This is a genomic window from Frondihabitans sp. PAMC 28766 (assembly GCF_001577365.1).
GTDB lineage: Bacteria > Actinomycetota > Actinomycetes > Actinomycetales > Microbacteriaceae > Frondihabitans.
In genome coordinates this window covers 1,606,538-1,623,363 of record NZ_CP014513.1, presented here as the reverse complement: position 1 = coordinate 1,623,363, position 16,826 = coordinate 1,606,538, and the positions used below count along the sequence as shown (strand labels likewise).

General features: G+C 66.6%; 19 protein-coding genes. 7 read left to right on the top strand and 12 right to left on the bottom strand.

The genetic code is table 11. From position 1 onward, the window contains the following. The first annotated feature begins 45 nt into the window (after positions 1 to 45). Positions 46 to 219, top strand: coding sequence for a hypothetical protein (locus AX769_RS23840; RefSeq protein WP_157887514.1), 174 nt, complete (start codon positions 46 to 48; stop codon positions 217 to 219). A gap of 94 nt (positions 220 to 313) precedes the next feature. Next, the gene (locus AX769_RS07965) at positions 314 to 778 is read left to right on the top strand and encodes an N-acetyltransferase (protein WP_066277948.1); all 465 of its coding nucleotides are present in this window, start codon (positions 314 to 316) and stop codon (positions 776 to 778) included. 115 nt (positions 779 to 893) lie between these two features. Here the strand turns inward: AX769_RS07965 and AX769_RS07960 are convergent, their stop codons facing one another. The 12 genes from AX769_RS07960 to AX769_RS23830 form a co-directional block, all read right to left on the bottom strand. Then, entirely contained in the window at positions 894 to 1,796 is a 903-nt protein-coding gene (locus AX769_RS07960; RefSeq protein ID WP_066277945.1) for a carbohydrate ABC transporter permease, read from the bottom strand. 2 nt (positions 1,797 to 1,798) lie between these two features. Next, positions 1,799 to 2,761, bottom strand: coding sequence for a carbohydrate ABC transporter permease (locus AX769_RS07955; protein ID WP_082763584.1), 963 nt, complete (start codon positions 2,759 to 2,761; stop codon positions 1,799 to 1,801). A 52-nt stretch (positions 2,762 to 2,813) separates the two neighbouring features. Beyond that, positions 2,814 to 4,154 carry an extracellular solute-binding protein gene (locus AX769_RS07950; RefSeq protein WP_066277943.1) on the bottom strand — a complete coding sequence of 447 codons (1,341 nt, stop codon included), beginning with the start codon at positions 4,152 to 4,154 and terminating at the stop codon, positions 2,814 to 2,816. Between the two features lie 207 nt (positions 4,155 to 4,361). After that, a complete protein-coding gene (locus AX769_RS07945) occupies positions 4,362 to 5,609 on the bottom strand; it encodes an IS256 family transposase (RefSeq protein ID WP_066277940.1) in 1,248 nt (415 codons plus the stop codon). A 166-nt stretch (positions 5,610 to 5,775) separates the two neighbouring features. Continuing rightward, positions 5,776 to 6,570: an amino acid ABC transporter ATP-binding protein gene (locus AX769_RS07940; protein ID WP_082763583.1), complete on the bottom strand. Its 795-nt coding sequence runs from the start codon at positions 6,568 to 6,570 to the stop codon at positions 5,776 to 5,778. Continuing rightward, a complete protein-coding gene (locus tag AX769_RS07935; RefSeq protein ID WP_066277937.1) occupies positions 6,567 to 7,448 on the bottom strand; it encodes an amino acid ABC transporter permease in 882 nt (293 codons plus the stop codon). The genes AX769_RS07940 and AX769_RS07935 overlap by 4 nt, the downstream gene beginning before the upstream one ends. Further along, positions 7,445 to 8,272: an ABC transporter substrate-binding protein gene (locus tag AX769_RS07930; protein WP_066277935.1), complete on the bottom strand. Its 828-nt coding sequence runs from the start codon at positions 8,270 to 8,272 to the stop codon at positions 7,445 to 7,447. Before AX769_RS07930 ends, AX769_RS07935 begins: the two co-directional genes overlap by 4 nt. Positions 8,273 to 8,442: 170 nt before the next feature. Beyond that, positions 8,443 to 9,291, bottom strand: coding sequence for a hypothetical protein (locus AX769_RS23835; RefSeq protein ID WP_157887513.1), 849 nt, complete (start codon positions 9,289 to 9,291; stop codon positions 8,443 to 8,445). Positions 9,292 to 9,405: 114 nt separating this feature from the next. Next, positions 9,406 to 9,753 (bottom strand): GntR family transcriptional regulator, encoded by a 348-nt coding sequence (locus AX769_RS22970; protein WP_082763579.1) that lies wholly within the window; start codon positions 9,751 to 9,753, stop codon positions 9,406 to 9,408. A gap of 36 nt (positions 9,754 to 9,789) precedes the next feature. Beyond that, complete coding sequence (locus AX769_RS07920) at positions 9,790 to 10,740, bottom strand: sporulation-delaying protein SdpB family protein (RefSeq protein ID WP_082763578.1); 951 nt, start codon at positions 10,738 to 10,740, stop codon at positions 9,790 to 9,792. Continuing rightward, positions 10,734 to 11,234 carry an SdpA family antimicrobial peptide system protein gene (locus AX769_RS22965; RefSeq protein ID WP_157887512.1) on the bottom strand — a complete coding sequence of 167 codons (501 nt, stop codon included), beginning with the start codon at positions 11,232 to 11,234 and terminating at the stop codon, positions 10,734 to 10,736. Before AX769_RS22965 ends, AX769_RS07920 begins: the two co-directional genes overlap by 7 nt. A 140-nt stretch (positions 11,235 to 11,374) precedes the next feature. Continuing rightward, positions 11,375 to 11,995 carry a hypothetical protein gene (locus AX769_RS23830; protein ID WP_157887511.1) on the bottom strand — a complete coding sequence of 207 codons (621 nt, stop codon included), beginning with the start codon at positions 11,993 to 11,995 and terminating at the stop codon, positions 11,375 to 11,377. A 224-nt stretch (positions 11,996 to 12,219) separates the two neighbouring features. Here AX769_RS23830 and AX769_RS07910 point away from each other — a divergent pair, with 224 nt between their 5' ends. The 5 genes from AX769_RS07910 (at position 12,220) to AX769_RS25690 (ending at position 16,809) form a co-directional block, all read left to right on the top strand. After that, positions 12,220 to 13,980 carry an adenosylhomocysteinase gene (locus AX769_RS07910; protein ID WP_066277922.1) on the top strand — a complete coding sequence of 587 codons (1,761 nt, stop codon included), beginning with the start codon at positions 12,220 to 12,222 and terminating at the stop codon, positions 13,978 to 13,980. Continuing rightward, positions 13,865 to 15,385, top strand: a complete 1,521-nt coding sequence (locus tag AX769_RS07905; RefSeq protein ID WP_369824073.1) for an amidohydrolase family protein — start codon at positions 13,865 to 13,867, stop codon at positions 15,383 to 15,385. The genes AX769_RS07910 and AX769_RS07905 overlap by 116 nt, the downstream gene beginning before the upstream one ends. 14 nt (positions 15,386 to 15,399) lie before the next feature. Then, positions 15,400 to 15,963, top strand: a complete 564-nt coding sequence (locus tag AX769_RS07900) for a cupin domain-containing protein (RefSeq protein ID WP_082763574.1) — start codon at positions 15,400 to 15,402, stop codon at positions 15,961 to 15,963. Positions 15,964 to 16,050: 87 nt separating this feature from the next. Then, complete coding sequence (locus AX769_RS07895; RefSeq protein WP_066277919.1) at positions 16,051 to 16,674, top strand: hypothetical protein; 624 nt, start codon at positions 16,051 to 16,053, stop codon at positions 16,672 to 16,674. Then, a complete protein-coding gene (locus tag AX769_RS25690; RefSeq protein WP_255359428.1) occupies positions 16,675 to 16,809 on the top strand; it encodes a hypothetical protein in 135 nt (44 codons plus the stop codon). The last annotated feature ends 17 nt before the right edge of the window (positions 16,810 to 16,826 follow it).

The window sequence follows — 16,826 nt, the reverse complement described above, 5'->3', positions numbered from 1 at the left end:
TGCGCCGATGCCGCCCGGGAGGGTTTTGCCCGATAGGGTCGCAGGATGCCCGTCCGCCGCACCCTCGCCATCGCGGCGATCGTCGTGATCGTGCTCGCCTTCGTCGCCATCGGCGTCACGGCGGCGCTCGTCGCCGGGCGGCAGATCACCAAGCACGACCCGACGTTCACGCCGTCGCCGAGCCCGACGCCGTCTCCCACCGCCACGCTCACGCGCTGAACACTCGCGGACGACGCAGACCCTCGGTGCCGGCACGGACCACCGCGGTGTCCGACAGCGAGGTGGAGGGCCGGGCCCGTGGCATCCTGAAGCCATGACCACGACGCTCGACCCCATGGACGCTGCGCGCCTGAGCGCCTGGCACGAACGCAGCACCGCCGACTACATCGAGTCGCGCGTCGCCTCGGGTGAGACCCGCGAGCAGGCCACGGCCGCGGCGGCGCTCACCGACGCCGAGCTCTTCCCCGGCGGCGAGCCGGCCGACGGCCAGCACGTCTTCGACGTCGTCTCCGACGGCGAGAACGTCGGCATCCTGTGGATCGGGCTGCGCGACGCCGCGACCAACGCCTGGTGGGTCTACGACGTCGAGATCGACGAGGCCTTCCGTGGGCACGGCCACGGGCGCACGGCGATGCTGCTCGCCGAGCAGAAGGCGAAAGAACTCGGCGCCGCCACCCTCGGACTCAACGTCTTCGGCTTCAACACCGTCGCCCGCGGCCTCTACGAGTCGCTCGGCTACGAGCCGACCGCGATCCAGATGCGCAAGCCCCTCCCCTGACGACATTCGACTCAGGTGCTCGGAGCCGTGATATGCAAGGCGGAGCCCCGTCGACTATGGCAGTGCCATGTCGACGGGGCGACGACGCCGCAGATCGCGGCGCAGAGGGCCTGAGTCAGCCCTTGAGGCCGGACCCCGTGATGCCCTCGACGATCTGCCGCTGGAAGATCATGTACAGGATGATCAGCGGAAGCGCGGCGAGGATCGCGCCGGCCTGGATGTCGGCGTACCTCTGGCCGTACGAGCCCTGGATCGTGGCGAGCCCGACGGGGATCGTCATGAGGTTCGGGTTCGACAGCACGAACAACGGCAGCAGCAGGTTGTTCCACACGCCGACGAACGTCAGGATCACGACGGCTGCGATCACCGGGCGCGAGAGCGGCAGGATCACCGACCAGTAGACCTTCCAGAGCCCGGCGCCGTCGATCCGAGCGGCCTCCTCGAGCTCCTTGGGGATTCCGTCGAAGAACTGCTTGAAGATGAACACCGCGATCACAGCGGGCACCTGCGGGAAGATCACCGACCAGTAGGTGTTGAGCAGACCGACCGCGTTGAGCTCTTGGAAGATCGGCACGATCAGTACCTGGCTGGGAATCATGATGCCCAGGATGATCAGCAGGAACACGACGTTCTGGCCGCGGAACTTCAGCCGCGACAGCGCGAACGCCGCCATGGAGGCGAAGAACACCGTCAGCACGGCCGTGATCACCGACGTGAACGCCGACGCGAAGTACCAGTTCCAGATGTCTCCGGCGCCGAAGAGCGACGAGTACGAGTGAAGCGTCGGGTTCCAGTCCTTCAGGATGGCGGTCGCGCCGAGGGCGGTGGTGCCGTTGTCGGTGAGCGACGTCTTCAACGCGAAGAGGCTCGGGATAAGCCAGACGATCGAGAAGACGATGAGGACGACCACGGAGACGATCGTGAACGTGCGTCCGGTCGTGGCCTTCTTGGGGGCCCGCGCCTGTGGTGCGGCGCCGGAGATGGGCGATTTGCGCCGGGGGGCTGTGGCGGTGGTCATGATCAGGCGTCCTTCCGGGCGAGGCGCGAGTCGACGATCTGCCGGATGACGGCGATGATCACAATGAGGATGAGGAGAAGGGTCGAGGCAGCCGACGCCGCACCGATGCGGTCGTCGGTGAACCCGGTGTTCGTGATGAGGCCGAGGGCCACCTGGGTCGAGATGCCGGGGCCGCCCGACGTCATCAGGTAGACCTGGTCGAAGATCTTCAGGGAAGCGACGATCTGCAACAGGATCACGAGAGTCGTCGTGCGCTGCAGCAGCGGCAGCGTGACGTAGCGGATCTGCTCCCAGGTGGAGGCACCGTCGACCGCGGCCGCTTCGTACAGCTCGCGCGGGATCTCCTGGAGACCGGCGAGGTAGAGCACGAAGTTGAAGCCGAGGGTCCACCAGACCGTCGCGATGGCGATGCCGATCATGGCCGTGTTCGGCCCCGCCAGCATGCCCGCGCCCGGCGTGATGCCGACGGCCTGCTGCGCCGAGGCCCAGAGGCCGGTGCCCGGCGTGAAGATGAACACCCAGATCAGCGAGATCGTCGCCGAGGGAAGGATGTAGGGCAGGAAGAAGGCGAGACGGAAGAACCACTGGCCACGACGGATCCTGTTGGTCAGGATCGCGAAGACGAACGCCAGGATCACGAGGGGCGGCGTCGTGTAGATCGTGAACTGGAGGGTGTGCCACATGGCGCTCCAGAAGTCGGAGCGCGTCAGCATCTCGCCGTAGTTGGCGAAGCCGGCGAACGAGCCGAGCCCCTTGTGCACGGTCGAGGTGTTGAAGAAGCTCGAGACGAGCATCCAGATCGTCGGGCCGAGAAGGAAAGCGATGTAGAAGATCGCGAACGGGGCCAGGAACAGCCAGGCCCCGCGCCCGTCGCCGCGGGAGAGCGGCGACCGGCGCTTCGTGGTCAGGGTTTCGGTGCGGGTCCGCGTCGCGGCGGCCCTGCCCAGAGCAGGTGTGGCGGTCACTTCGTTGTACCTCCGGTGGTCAGTGATTCGTCGTTGTCGAGAGAGCGGGGGTTCACAGCGGGCTGGGGGTGTTGAGGTACACCTTCAGCTGACTCTTGATGGCGTCCATGGCGCCGGCGGGGGTGACCGCCATCTGCTGGATGAGGCCGAGCTGGGCGCCGACGGTGTTCTCGAACGTCGAGCCGGAGCCGCTGTACCAGGCCGCGTCGTCGTAGAAGGCGCTCTTGGCTGCCGACGCATAATCGGCCTGCGGTTCGAGCGCCTTGTAGGCAGCGCTGTTGAAGGTGGGCAGGTAGGCCGGGATGTGGCCGCCCATCGCCCAGGTCTGGCTCTGCTGCAGCATCTGCTTGATGAAGGTCATGTGCTGCAGGCGCTCAGCGGCCGTGCGGTCTTTTCGCGGCAGGACGAAGGTGTGCGAGTCGGCCTGCGCGGCCGGCGTGTCGTAGATGGTCGGAATGGGCACCATCCCGAACTTCAGACCCTTGACGGCCTCGGCGGTGGTGATCTCCCACTCGCCCTCGAGGTAGAAGCCGGTCTTGCCGACGAAGACGTCGGTCTCGGCGCCGGCGTAGTCGAGGCCGTTGTTGAGCCAGCCCTTCTTGACCCACGACTGGATCCGGCTCGTGACCGTGTTGAAGGCGTCCTCGTCGACCGACAGCGTCGAGCCGTTGTTCGAGATGAACGGCGTGACACCCTTGATCTGGTTGTAGAAGGTCCAGAACACGCGCCACGGGGTTGCGGTCTCGCTGACGTTGGCGATGGTGATCGCCGGGCCGCCGGTGACCTTGTGCACCGCGGCGAGGGCCGCCTCGAAGGTGTCCATGCCGTCGAGGTTCTTCAGTTTGCCGTCCGAGTCGAGCAGGCCGGCCTTCGTCATCACTGCGGTGTTGAAGAACATGACGATCGGGTGCGTATCGAGCGGCACGGCGATGTTGTGGCCGTCGGTGAGCTGAGCCGCCCAGGTCTTCGGGTTGAAGTCGTTCTTCGAGAGACCGACCGAGGCGAGGTCGGCGTCGGTGATCGGCTCGATGATATTGCCGTCGAACAGGGGCTTGGCACGGGTGAGGTGTGAGATCGCGACGTCCGGCGGCTTGTTGCCGACGGTGGCCAGAGTCAGCTTGGAGTAGTACGGGTTGCCCCACGCGAACGTGGTCGACTGCAGCGAGGAGCCGCCGCCGTGCAGCTTCTCGTAGCCGGCCTCCATGGCCTGCATGCGGGTGCCGTCACCGCCGCCGAAGAGGTTCCAGTAGATCAGCTGCTTCGGGTTCAGCGGGCTGCCCAGAACTCCCGCTCCGACGGTGCTCGAGCATCCCGCCAGCGCCAAAGCGCCGGCTCCTGCGAGTCCGGCCCCGAACAGGCTGCGGCGGGTGAATGTGGCTGCGTTTCGCGCCATGATCGACCTCCTTGTCGTGTGGCAATGCTGGTGTCGTGATCGCGTTCACCACCCAGATGGCGAGTGAGCGCTCACATGATCACCCAAACGTCGAAAGCGGGGGTGCCCGCGTCTGGGTGCCATGATCGTAATCCCATTCCAACGTTGGAAGGTCACGTCCCGCTGTGTGGTGGAGTTTCTCGACACCGTGCGGTCGGTTCGGTTTGATTATGCAGCGTTGAGTTCGGGGAGAGCAACCACCTCCTCGATGACGCTGCTGTCGGCCGGTTCGACGGCGTAGAGGGCGGCCATGGAGGTCTCGGAGAGGTAGCGGCGGTCGCCGGCTTCCCACTCGTCGTGCTGCTCGACGAGGACCGCGCCAGCGAGCCGCAAAAGGGCTGCCGGGTTCGGGAACACGCCGACGACATCGGTGCGCCGTTTGATCTCTTTGTTCACTCGTTCCATCGGGTTCGTGGACCAGATCTGCCGCCAATGCTTCACCGGGAACCCCGCGAAGGCGAGGATGTCGACTCGGGCGTCGTCGAGCATGACGGCGACTTTCGGATGGGACTGCTGCAGCGTTCGGGTGACCTCGTCGAACTGGGTGTTCACATGCTCCCGGTCGGGCTGGGCAAAGATCGTGCGGATGATCGACGCGACGACTTCACCGGAGGCCTTCGGGACAATCGCGAGGACATTGCGCATGAAATGGACCCGGCAGCGCTGCCACGACGCACCCTGGAACACGGTCCCGATCGCTTTCTTCAACCCCGAGTGGGCGTCGGAGATGACGAGCTTCACCCCGGCAAGGCCCCGCGCCTTCAGGCCACGGAGGAACCCGGTCCAGAAGACCTCGTTCTCGCTGTCTCCGACGTCGAACCCGAGCACTTCCCGGCGCCCGTCGGCCGCGACGCCAAACGCGACGACGACAGCCTGGGACACCACTCGGTGCCCGACCCGGGCTTTGCAGTAGGTCGCGTCAAGGAAGACGTAGGGGTATTCGAGATCGGCCAAGGATCGGTCCCGGAACGCACCGACTTCCTGGTCGAGGTCCGCGCAGATCCGGGACACCTCCGATTTCGAGATGCCGCTGTCGGCGCCGAGGCTCTTCACGAGATCGTCGACCTTCCTCGTTGATACCCCATGGAGGTAGGCCTCCATCACGACCGCATACAGGGCCTGATCGACGCGGCGGCGGCGCTCGAGCAGGGCGGGGAAGAACGATCCCTGCCGCAGCTTCGGGATCTCCAACTGCAGATCCCCAGCCGTTGTCGTGAGCACTCTCGGGCGGGTCCCGTTGCGGTGGGTGGTGCGGGTGTCGACGCGTTCGAACGGGGCGGCGCCGATGAACGCGGCCGCCTCCGCATCGATGAGCTGCTGATACAGCTGTTCCGTCGCGGATCGGATCCTGTCGGACACGTCGGTGAGTTTCAATTGGGCGAGGAGTTCGAGCAGGGCAGACTGGTCAAGAGCCATCGTGTGATGTCCTTCTGTGTGAATTTTGAACGGTTCTCACCGACCATCACACGGTGGCTTCCCACGTCGCGGCAGCAACGCTCACCACGCCTCAAAATCCCACCACCCCACGGGACGTGACCCGTTGGAATCAACCACTGGCGCAGGAAAGTTATGGCGTGTTGCGTCAGCGCGAGACCCGTGCCAAGAACTCGCGGAGCGCAGGATGCGACGGATCGTCGAGAACCGCTGCCGGCTCCCCCTCCTCGACGACCTCGCCCCGATGCAAGAACACGATCCGGTCGGCCACGTGCCTCGCGAACGACATCTCGTGCGTCGTCATGAGGATCGTGGAGCCCTGCTCCTTGAGCTCGGTGACGAGGTCGAGCACCTCGCCGACCAGCTGCGGGTCGAGCGCGCTCGTCACCTCGTCGAGCAGGATCAACTCGGGGTTCGTTGCGACGGCCCTCGCGATCGCGACGCGCTGCTGCTGGCCGCCCGACAGCCGATCCGGGTAGGCGCCCGCGAACTCGCCGAGCCCGATGCGCTCGAGCAGGCGGCGGCCGGTCGCCTCCGCCTCGGACCGGGACGTGCCGTGCACCTTCCGCAGCGCCAGCGTCACGTTGTCGAGCACACTGAGGTGCGGGAACAGGTTGAACTGCTGGAAGACCACGCCGATCTGCGAGCGCACCCGGTCGACGTCGACCCGCGGGTCGCTGATGTCGTCGCCCTTCAGCAGGATCTGGCCGTCGTCGATCCCCTCGAGCAGGTTGACCGTCTTCAAGAGCGTCGACTTGCCCGAACCGGAGGCGCCGATCACGGCGATGACCTCGTGCCGGTGCAGGGCGAGGTCGATGCCGCGGAGGACGGGCGTCTCGCCGAACGACTTGCGGACACCGCGGAGTTCGAGCACCGGGGTGCCGGCGCCCGGCGTGACACGGCGCACCGTCGGATCCTGCCGGGCTGTCTCGTCGAGGCTCATACGGCGCCGCCGATCTGCTCGCGACGCTGCTGGCGCCTCGCGAGACCGTCGGTGACGCGGATCAGCGGGAGGCTGATGACGACGAAGAGCAAGCCGGCCACGAAGTACGGCGTGAAGTTGAACGTCTCGGCCTGGGCGATGTTGGCGGCGCGGACGGCATCGACGGCGCCCAGGATCGAGACGAGCCCGACGTCTTTCTGCATCGAGACGAAGTCGTTCATGAGCGCCGGCGTTACCTTCCGGATGCCCTGCGGCAACACGACGAGTCGGAGGGTCTGCGCGTGCGAGAGACCCAGCGACCGGGCGGCGAGCCGCTGCGACGGGTGCACGGCCTCCATGCCGGCGCGGAGGACCTCGGCGACGTACGACGAGTAGGTCAGGACGATCGCGACGGTGCCCCACACTTCGGCCGGATAGCGGGGGAAGATGCCGAGACCGGGGATGCCGAAGCCGATGAGGTAAAGGACGATGATCAGCGGCAGCCCGCGGAAGAGGTCGGTATAGCCCGTGGCGAGCAGGCGCAGCGGGAAGAAGACGGGGCTGCGCAGGCCGCGGATGACGGCCAGCAGCGTGGCGAAGATCGCCACCCCGATCGCGGCGAAGAAGAGGATGCGGACGTTCAGCCACAAGCCCAGCAGGATGGCCGGGAAGGTCTGCACGGCGACCTTCGGGTCGAAGAACGACTGCTGCACCGCCGCCCAGCCCGGAGTGTTGACCACACCGAACCAGACCAGCGCGATCACGACCAGCGACGAGACGATGCTGACCAGGATCGAGCGACGCCCGCGCTGTGACCGGTACAGCCGCCGCTCGAGCTCGAGCTCGCTCGGCGCCACGGCCGCCGTCGCCCCTGCGCTCGCCCCGGCTGGTGCGCTCACTTCAGGACGGGCGCGTCGACCGCGGTCGACAGCCACTTCTTCGTGATCGCGGCGAGCTCGCCGTCGCTCGTCAGCTCGTCGATCGCCTTGGTCACCTTCGGCGTGAGCTTCGAGCCTTTCGGCAGCACGATGCCGAACTTGTCGCCGGTGCCGTCGTCGGCGAATTGGCCGACGACCTTGCCACCGGTCAACTCGGCCGACGAGATGTAGAACGCAGTCGGCAGGTCGGTCACGACGGCGTCGATCTGGCCCGACTTCAACGCGAGGACGGCGTCGTCGTTGGAGTTGAAGACCTGCGGCGTGCTGCCGAGCTCTTTCTGCACGACGGTGAGGCTGGTCGTGCCGGTCGCGACGCCGATCTTCAGCCCTTTCAGGCCCGCGGGCGTGGTGACGCCGGCGGCCTTCGACTTCGCCGTCGTCACGACAGCCTGCGTGGTCGTGTAATACGGCGCCGAGAAGTCGACGGCCTTCTTGCGCTGGGCCGTGATCGAGAACTGCTGGATGTTGAGATCCCAGTCCTTCGCGCCCGGCGCGATGGCGCTGTCGAAGGTCGAGCGGGTCCAGACCACGTCGCTCTTCTTGTAGCCCATCTTCGACGCGACGGCGTAGGCCACGGCCGACTCGAAGCCCTTGCCCGACTGCGGCTTGTTGTCGTCGACCCAGGGCGAGGACGCCGGCTGGCCGGTCGCGATGGTGAGCTTGCCGCTCGTGACCGTGCCGGCAGAGTTGTCGCTGCTCGAGGCGCAGCCGGTGAGGGCGGCGACCACGGCGAGGGCGGTGACGGCGGCGCCGAGGAGGGCGGTGCGGGGGCGGAGTCGGGACACGTCGTGGGCCTTCGTTCGGGGGCGTGCGGAGGAAGGGATCGTACCGTGTCGGCACGCCTCGCTGCCTCCCCGCTCGTAACGCGCGTTCTTCTGCGGCAAGCCTTCGGCGGCGGCGCGCGTTCTGCGCCTCTTTCAAGACCTTCCCCCTTTGGACACGAACACCGTTGCCCTCAGGTCCGAGACGACTCGACTAGGCCAGCAAGCAAGGCAACACCTTCTGCGCAATTCGGCGCCGTGACCGCGAACTCTTTTCCATTGACACGACTTACGACGATTCCCTCCCCTGTTCGGAGAACAATTGCCGAGCCAGAAGGCAGAATTCGGTATCCCCAGCCGCCCCAGTTCGAAGGGCTAATACTTTCGACGCGGACTTCGGAGATCTCAGCAACGGAAATGAACTTCAGTGTCATCCGCGAAACCCTGGACCGCACCCGAATGCCCCTGCGATCGATGACGAGCTGCAGCCTGCTGAGGGAGAAGGTCAGGAGAGCAAGGACAACCATTACGCCACCAACGACGAGGTTCGCGGCGTCCGGCGCCACGAGAGCGTCCGAGAGCCACATGAACAGCGCCGTGGTGGCGACCAATCCTCCGGCGACGCAGGCAAGAACCCCCGAGTCCACATTGCGGATCCACGCCGGTACCTGCCTGGGTTCAAGACGCAGCGAAGGTCTCGCTTCTTTGTCGGGTGAGGTCGAGGCCCTGAGAGTCGCCAGCATGGGGACAAACCCAAAAAGAACGCCAAAAAATGCGAGAGGCCACGCACCTACCTCCGGAGCCCTTTCACCGGATGTGCTGACTGCGACTCCGGTCACGAAGATCCAAGTTGCCGCTGCCCCTCCGGAGAGGATTCCGCCAATGAACATTCCTGCCCTAGCGGATCTGGGATTCCGCTCATCCAGCCCGAAGGCGCCGCTCAAGACAGCAATCACAGTGGCAATGCCAAGCGTTATGCCGAAAAGGAGCCAGGTTGGCGACGACTCGTCAACGCGATTCTCCAAAGACCAGTGAGTCGCCATTTGCGCCGGCAGGATTCGCCGTTCTAGGACCCCAGTCCCGAGAATTGCAACGGCAGGAACGGAAGCCAGCGCCGTCGCCCACAACCGACGCGACGAAAATCGGAAGTTCATGGATCACACCCGTTCTAGAAGGATGGCCACATCGGTCCGAGAGAGTCCGAACTCCGCTGCACTCTCCAGCAGTTCTTTCGCCAGGAGAATGACCGTTTCAGGGACTGGCCTCACGTCTGGACACACCCGCGCGCCTCGTCCTTGCCGCATTTCGATGACACCTTGATCTCGAAGGGCCGCGTACGCGCCCAGGACAGTATGCATATTGACGTCGACGCTTTCTCCCAGCCTCCGGGCGGACGGAAGCCGCTCCCCGGGGCGCAATTCGCCTGCCGCTATAGCGCGGCGAACCTGGTTCGCGATCTGCTTCCCAAGAGGAATCTCCGACCGATAGTCCAACACCACCAACATATCTATACCTTATGGATTTTGCCAAATTTTGGCCGCCTAGCCCCGCGCGACGGAACAGCGACGAGCCTCTCGCGAGCGCGAGCGCGATCGGCGGAAAGCGGACAGCCACTCGGCCGGGAAATCGCCTTCCGCTCTCAGATAGAGGGCTAGGGCGGCCCACATGACGAAGACAAAGCTCCACAAGCCCATAGTCAGTGCTATGCCGAGATGGAAAAGCAATCCAATGGGGAAGAGGATCGCGCGGTGGCGCGCCGACAACAGAAGAGCTACACCGAGACTAAATTCGATGACGAGCGTTCCCCAAGTCATCGCCGTCACCAGGAGGGGGTTCAGCATCAAGGTATTCGAGATAGTGCGCAGAACACCGGCCGGCCCAAACATCGGATCTTGAAGCCAGTAATAACCAGCGGTCCCGTCGACCCATTCCGGCACGGAAAGCTTGGACAGACAAGCGTCTAGATAGATGAAGGCGACCTGCACGCAAATGACTCCCCGAGAGACGCGCGCAACGGTCACGGCGAGCTTCCGGGGCCTACCAAATTGCTGCGACGATCGCATCCAGTGCCATTTGCGCGAATCCGTCAGGGATATTGGGATTAGAAGCAGCGCCAGAACGGCGGCGATTTGATCCCCGCCATCGACCAAAGTGAACGAGGCCTGATCACTGAAAAGAATCCACCAGAGCGGGAGAGCCGTGAATCGCGGTCTCCAACCTGATGCAGCGACGAAGAGGACAGCGAGCACAGCGACGCGAGCCCATTCGGTACCTGCTGCAGGTGCCAGACACCAGAGGCTGAGTCCGGACGCGCCCTGGCAATATGGTGCCTCCGTACCTGTACCCGGTTGCATCAAGGTGCTGAGCGACGAAAGCAGAAGAGTTCCGAATCCGCTGAGCGCGATGAGAGTTCGCGCAACACCTACATTCACCGTCCAAGGTTGCGGGCCTTCCCCGACGGCCGCCGCCCATTTAAGAATTCTCGTCAGCATTGAACCTCCAGGAACGCAACGGACTTCTCTTCCCCGCGGAGTCCTTGAACTCGCCAGGCCCACGGGTCGGGCTTGATCTTGGCGATGGCGGTCGGACCACACAAGGTCGGGCGCAGAGAGGCATTTTCAACTTTTTCCCTAGAGGCGTCGGCCGACGATGCGAAGCGGCCGACGCATTCAAGGGATCCATCCGAGGCTGGACACTTCCTCCAATCCGTTTTCTTCAGGCCTGCAGAAATGAGTCCGATCTCGACACCTTGCGCCCTTGAAACCCGGTTCCAACCGAAGGCGTGATCTGCCCGGCTATGAGGAAACAGAGAGCTGCTTTGCCACCCGTGCGATGCCGTCTCGCTGAAAGACGTCAGCACTTCTTCCCGAGGTGACTTGGTGAAGAATGCCCACTGCTCGGGAAGAAAGGTCTGAACCACAGGTCGGGCTGCGATTTGCCAGGGAGAAGTCAGCGCGTTCTCGGGTTGATTGACCTGGTAGACCACGGCGCCAGCTGCGATCCAGCCAACAGTGAGACCGACGGTTAGGAAGGCTCGCCCTCGAGGCGAACCGCTAGTTCGCGGAGGACCATTTGCCGTAGTCGACACTCCCCTCTCGGCTGGATCGCCGTGCCCTTTCAAGATGCTCAACGGGCCAGTGCTTTGGTTACCTGCGCCAACCATTTGTCATACGTGAGACCCGATCCCGGGCCAGCAACTGACTTGACTTTCGTCTTGTTCGCATAGACCTGAAGAGTGGCCACGGCGCCGATTTGGAGAACTGCGACGGCCGCATAGACGAGAGCTGCCGCGGCAAACAAGACAACGGTGATGCACTGCGGCGACAAGGACCCCGAGTCCGCAGCATCGTTGTACCCGAGGCGTGTCAATGACATGTTGAGAACGTCGCCCACGCCGTCGAAAGCCTTCTTGACTTCGAGAACTTCGCCGCTCTGGACAAGTTTGGCGAAGCGACCGAGGTAACCGGGCTCGTGACTCTCGATGTCAGTCACGATTTTCGTGATCTCAGCGTCGATCTCAGCCGAAGAATCGATTTCCGGAACGAGACCCCTTAATTTCTTCCCGACTTCGCCTTCTCCGAAAAGGGCTCCTCGAAAAACTTGTTCGTTTGAATAGTGACTGCTTGCTGAGCGTGAAATTGACTTACTGACGCCCTCTGGCATTGCTTGTGCCGCTGAAATGGTGCCTCCGAGAACGAGCGAGGCAGTTACACCCATTCCGATAATTCCCAATGCGGTCTTGTTCATCGCCATCTTCTTCGATTGCACTGCGCGCCGTGTTGGCACAGAAGAATGCAATCAGATAAAACTCTTCATTTCAGCTGGGTGCGTTCTAGAACATTTCGAAGAGGTAGACAAACGAATCAGGCGGTGTAGTCGAATCGGTGCGGCAAGCATGCCGTCTTAAAGATCGTGGGTGTTCCGGGCCTGCCACGCCCTGCGCCCATGGCGGTGATTGCCATACTGGGGACATGAGCGCCCCGGATGCCTTCACCACGGCACTGGAGGCGGTGCAGCAGTTCGCGCGGGCGACGAACCTCGTCGTGGCCGGGCGGCGGTTCGGCATCGTGGGCGAGGGCGCAGGTGCTGATGAGCTCGACGGCATCCTGACGATTCTGGGGGCTCGGCCGGCCCGGGGCGATGAGCGCGTCGACCACCTCTGGGTGCTCAACGGCACAGCGGCCGAGCAGATCGTCCGCGAGACGGCGGCCCGCCAGCCCGACACGGCCCTGATCGTCGTCGACGCAGGATCCGAGGCTCCCGCGCTCGATCTCGCACGCTTCGGCGCGCAGGTGCCCGCCCGGCCTGGCGTGGTGGGGCTGCCCGAGGTGGGCTCCGCCGTGTTCGCCGTGCCCCGCGGCGGCGGTGCCGGAGAAAACGACGGAACGAGCACGCGTCCGGCCGATCCTGCCGCCGATGCCGCCGCCCGAATCGCGTGGGCCCGCCGCTTTATGCCGGTGTCGGCCGGGCTCGCCGACGAGCTGGCCGAGAACGGCGACGGCACGGGTCTCTACGGCCTCCGCATCGCGGTCGCGATGGTGCTCGAGCCGAAGACCGCCGTGCTCGCCCTGCTGCTGCGCGACGCCGGCGCCGTGGTCGACGTCTACGCCCACGCCGACGAGACCGACGACGCGGTGGCCGAGGCGCTCCGCCGCGAGGGCGTCGACGTCTTCGCTTCGAGCACGGCCACGCTCGACGAGCAGCGCGATCTCGCCCTGCAGGTGCTCGACCTCCGCCCCGACCTGCTGCTCGACGACGGCTCGCACGTGATCCGGCTCGCTCACGAGCTGCGCCCCGACCTGCCGCCGACGATGATCGGCGCCGCCGAAGAGACGACGAGCGGCGTGCGCCCGCTGCGCGTGATGGCCGATCGCGGCGAGCTGCGCCTGCCCGTGATCGACGTAAACGGTGCCAGCGCCAAGACCTTCTTCGACAACCGCTACGGCACGGGGCAGTCGTGCGTGTTCGCCGTCCTCGACGTGCTCGAGACTGCTCCGAAGCGGGTGCGCAAGCGTGGTAGCGCCGGCCGCACCGCCGTCGTGGCGGGGTTCGGGCACGTCGGCGAGGGCGTCGGGCGAGCACTGACCGCCGCCGGGCTGCGCGTCGTCGTCAGCGAAGTCGACGCCGTGAGGGCGCTGCAGGCCGCTTTCGCCGGCTACGCCGTGGCCCCTCTCGCCGAGGCGGTGGCCACTGCCGACCTCGTGATCTCGGCGACGGGTGTCCGTGACACGATCTCGCTCGCGGCCTTGCGACGCTGCAAGTCGGGCGCCGTCGTCGCCGTGGCCGGCGGTGTCGATCAGGAGGTCGCCGTCGACGACGCCCTGGCCGCAGGGGCAACCCGCGAGGCGATCGAGCCGCAGATCGAGCGGCTGCAGCTCGCCGACGGCGACGACGACCGCCATGTCTTCCTCCTCGGCGAGGGAGGCTGCATCAACATCGTCGCGGGCGAGGGCAACCCGGTCGAGATCATGGACCTCTCGTTCGCCGTGCAGCTCGAGGCCGTCCGCACCCTGCTCGACGGTGCGGGTCGCCTCGCGCCCGGCCTGCACCCCGTGCACCGCGACGCGGATCGCAGGATCGCCGAGGCGGCTCTGTCGGCGCTCGGCCTCGCCTCCGATGTCGGGGCCGACGCCCGCGACAGTGGCACCGATCCCGACCGTGAGCCCCTCGACACCCGCACCACGCGCTTCGGACAGCTGCTTCCTCCGGCGCCGGGCGACACGAGCCGATGAGCCCCGACTCGATCACCGTGCACTCGGCCCGCATCGTGGTGCCGATGACTGCGCCTCCGATCCTCGACGGGGCCGTGGCCGTGCAGCACGGGCGCATCCTGCACGTCGGCGAGCGCTCGTGGGTGCTCGACCAGCTCGCCTCCGCGGGCGTGAAGCACATCGAGCGCAACTGGCGCGGCGCGATCCTGCCCGGTCTCGTCAATGCGCACACGCACCTGCAGTACACGGGCATGGCGTCGGTCGGGCCGCACAGTATGCCGGCTTCGACGACTGGGCGCAGGCGTTCGGGCCCGTCTACGAGCGGCCGCACGACTGGGCGGCCGAGGCGACGACCGGTGCCGAGCTGTCGATCCAGGCCGGGGTGACGAGCATCGCCGACGTCGTGACCGACCTGCCGGCGGCGAGCGCCCTGGCCGACGCGGGCCTCGGCGGCATCGCCTACTGGGAGGTCATGGACTGGGAGAACGCGGCGTGGGCCTCGCATGGCCGCACCCAGGTCATCGACGAGCTCACCCGCATTCCCCCGGCGCCGGGGGTCGGCCTGTCACCGCACGCGCCGTACTCGCTCGACGTCGAGCCGCTGCTCGAGCTGCCCGACATCGTGCGGCAGCGCGGGCTCCGGCTGCATTTGCACCTCGGTGAGTCCGCGTTCGAGGGCGAGCGGGCGGGCTCGGTCGGCGGTGACGGGCGCGGCGGCGAGCTCGGCAGCGGGCGCGACCGAGCGCTCGGCGGCGGGCCCGACCGAGCGTTCGGCGGCGAGCCCGGCAGCAGCGAGCACCACGACGACTGGCGCTTCGTCGGCGTGCCCAGCTTCCGCGCCCTCCGCGAGCTCGGCTTCGGGGCGAGCGCGACCTCGTTCGTCGACCGCCTCGGAGTCCTCGGCCCCGACTGCCACGTCGCCCACGGTGTCTATATGACCGCCGACGACCGCGCGCTCCTCCGGGCCCGCGGCACCCCCGTGGCGCTGTGCCCGCGCTCGAACGCCGTCATCGGCCTCGACCCGCCGCCCGTCGCCGACTACCTGCGCGAGGGCAGCGCGATCGCGGTCGGCACCGACTCGCTCTCGTCGTCGCCGTCGCTCGACCCGATGGCCGACGTCACCGCGCTGCACCTCATCGCACGCTCGCAGGGCTACGGCTCGCCCGACCTGCACTCTCGCCTGCTCTCGGCGGCGACCCTCGGCGGCGCGCACGCCCTCGGTCTCGACACCGGCCCCGACCGCACCGGCCACCTCGCCGTCGGGGCTCGAGCCGACCTGGCGATCTTCGACGTCGACGCCCGCACCGTGCCCGACGCCTACGCCGAGCTCGTCGAAGACGGCGCCGGCCGGGCCGTCGGCACCGTCATCCGCGGCGTCGTCCGCGCCCTCGACGGCGCGCTCAGCCCCTACCCCGCACTGGCCTGACGACAGGAGAACGCATGACGCACGGTCCGACACCGCCTGGCGCCGACGAGCCACCGGCCCCCGGCCTGGTCGCCCGCCGCGCCGTCGACGGCACCCTGCTCGAGTGGCTCGCCGCCCCGCCACGGGCCGAGGCGCTCGGCCTCGAGCCGCACCCCGAGGGCGGCTGGTACCGCCGCACCTGGACCTCGCCCGCAGTCGTCCCAACGCCCGGCGGCGACCGCCCGGGGGCCACCCTGATCCACTTCCTCCTGCCGCCCGGCGAGGCATCTGCCTGGCACCGCGTCGAGTCCGACGAGATCTGGCTGTGGCACGGGCCCGACCCGCTGGTGCTCGAGCTCGGCGGCACGGGGCCATCGCCCGTCGAGCCGGTTCAGGCGGAGGTCGACGGTGAGGCGCCCCAGGATCCTGCCGTCTTCAGGATCCTGCTCGGGCCCGGCGCCGGCATCACCGGAGAGTCGGCCCAGGGTTTCATCCCCGGCGGCACGTGGCAGCGCACCCTCCCCTCGTCGGGCGAATGCCTCGTCTCGTGCGTGGTCTCGCCCGGCTTCAGCTTCGACGACTTCACCCTCGCCACCTAGCCCCCTCCCCTTACCTTTTCGGCTCGTCCTCCCGTCTGGACGGCCGGGATCAGCCGAAAAGGTAAGGGTCGGGCCCAGGATGGGGCGATGCGGCAACGATTGTTCAGCGTGCGGATCCAACGGTGGCCGCTCAAACTCGCCTACATCGTCGTGGTCTACTTCGGCGTCGGCGACGGGGTGGGGTTCGGCCTCCGCTGGCTGCGAACTCCCGAGCTCGTGGTCCAGATCATCACGGGCCTCCTCCACCTGGCACTGCTGCTCTATGCCGCGCGCATCTTCCGCGGGCGATACGAAGAGGTCGAGCCTCCGCGGCTCTGGTGGCAGATGACGGCGAGGGCGAAGCTGAGCCGGCGCCTGGGCATCCTGGCCTCTTTCGGGGTGCTCTTCGCGATCGTCGCGTTCGTCGTCTCGTTCTTCGTTCCTCCTCGCGACAGCGTGTCGGACGGCATCGCTCTCGTCGACGATGCGATCAGGGCGTACCTCTACCTCGGCTCCGCCGTCCGCCTCGGGCGCCGCGAGCGCCTGCTCGAGCCGGAGGTCTGGGCAGCCTCCTACGGCAGCACGATCGTCGACGTGCCGGGCTCGACCCTGCGAGTCCAGGTGATCGAGACGAAGGCGACCGCGGCGGAATCAGGATCGCAGGACGCCTTCCTGCGGCTCGCCCGAGATCGACGGGGCGTCGACGTGATGCTCGGAGGGCAGCGGATATGAGTGCTGTCGGCGCCGACCATCGAACTCGTCCGCGGTGTCGCTGCGACCGGAGGCCTCGTCCGCGTGCGGCTCGCCCGCGCGGGTTACCTCCTCTGGGCCGAGGTGCCCGAGCAGCTCCTCGCCGCCAGCATGTAGCGTGCAAGAAGGGCGCC

Excerpts from the sequence above, each read along its gene's own strand:
- AX769_RS23840 (WP_157887514.1), top strand. The coding sequence starts at position 46 with ATGCCCGTCCGCCGCACCCTCGCCATCGCGGCGATCGTCGTGATCGTG.
- AX769_RS07965 (WP_066277948.1), top strand. The coding sequence starts at position 314 with ATGACCACGACGCTCGACCCCATGGACGCTGCGCGCCTGAGCGCCTGG.
- AX769_RS07960 (WP_066277945.1), bottom strand. The coding sequence starts at position 1,796 with ATGACCACCGCCACAGCCCCCCGGCGCAAATCGCCCATCTCCGGCGCC.
- AX769_RS07950 (WP_066277943.1), bottom strand. The coding sequence starts at position 4,154 with ATGGCGCGAAACGCAGCCACATTCACCCGCCGCAGCCTGTTCGGGGCC.
- AX769_RS07945 (WP_066277940.1), bottom strand. The coding sequence starts at position 5,609 with ATGGCTCTTGACCAGTCTGCCCTGCTCGAACTCCTCGCCCAATTGAAA.
- AX769_RS07940 (WP_082763583.1), bottom strand. The coding sequence starts at position 6,570 with ATGAGCCTCGACGAGACAGCCCGGCAGGATCCGACGGTGCGCCGTGTC.
- AX769_RS23835 (WP_157887513.1), bottom strand. The coding sequence starts at position 9,291 with ATGGCGACTCACTGGTCTTTGGAGAATCGCGTTGACGAGTCGTCGCCA.
- AX769_RS22970 (WP_082763579.1), bottom strand. The coding sequence starts at position 9,753 with ATGTTGGTGGTGTTGGACTATCGGTCGGAGATTCCTCTTGGGAAGCAG.
- AX769_RS07920 (WP_082763578.1), bottom strand. The coding sequence starts at position 10,740 with ATGCTGACGAGAATTCTTAAATGGGCGGCGGCCGTCGGGGAAGGCCCG.
- AX769_RS23830 (WP_157887511.1), bottom strand. The coding sequence starts at position 11,995 with ATGAACAAGACCGCATTGGGAATTATCGGAATGGGTGTAACTGCCTCG.
- AX769_RS07910 (WP_066277922.1), top strand. The coding sequence starts at position 12,220 with ATGAGCGCCCCGGATGCCTTCACCACGGCACTGGAGGCGGTGCAGCAG.
- AX769_RS07905 (WP_369824073.1), top strand. The coding sequence starts at position 13,865 with ATGTCGGGGCCGACGCCCGCGACAGTGGCACCGATCCCGACCGTGAGC.
- AX769_RS07900 (WP_082763574.1), top strand. The coding sequence starts at position 15,400 with ATGACGCACGGTCCGACACCGCCTGGCGCCGACGAGCCACCGGCCCCC.
- AX769_RS07895 (WP_066277919.1), top strand. The coding sequence starts at position 16,051 with ATGCGGCAACGATTGTTCAGCGTGCGGATCCAACGGTGGCCGCTCAAA.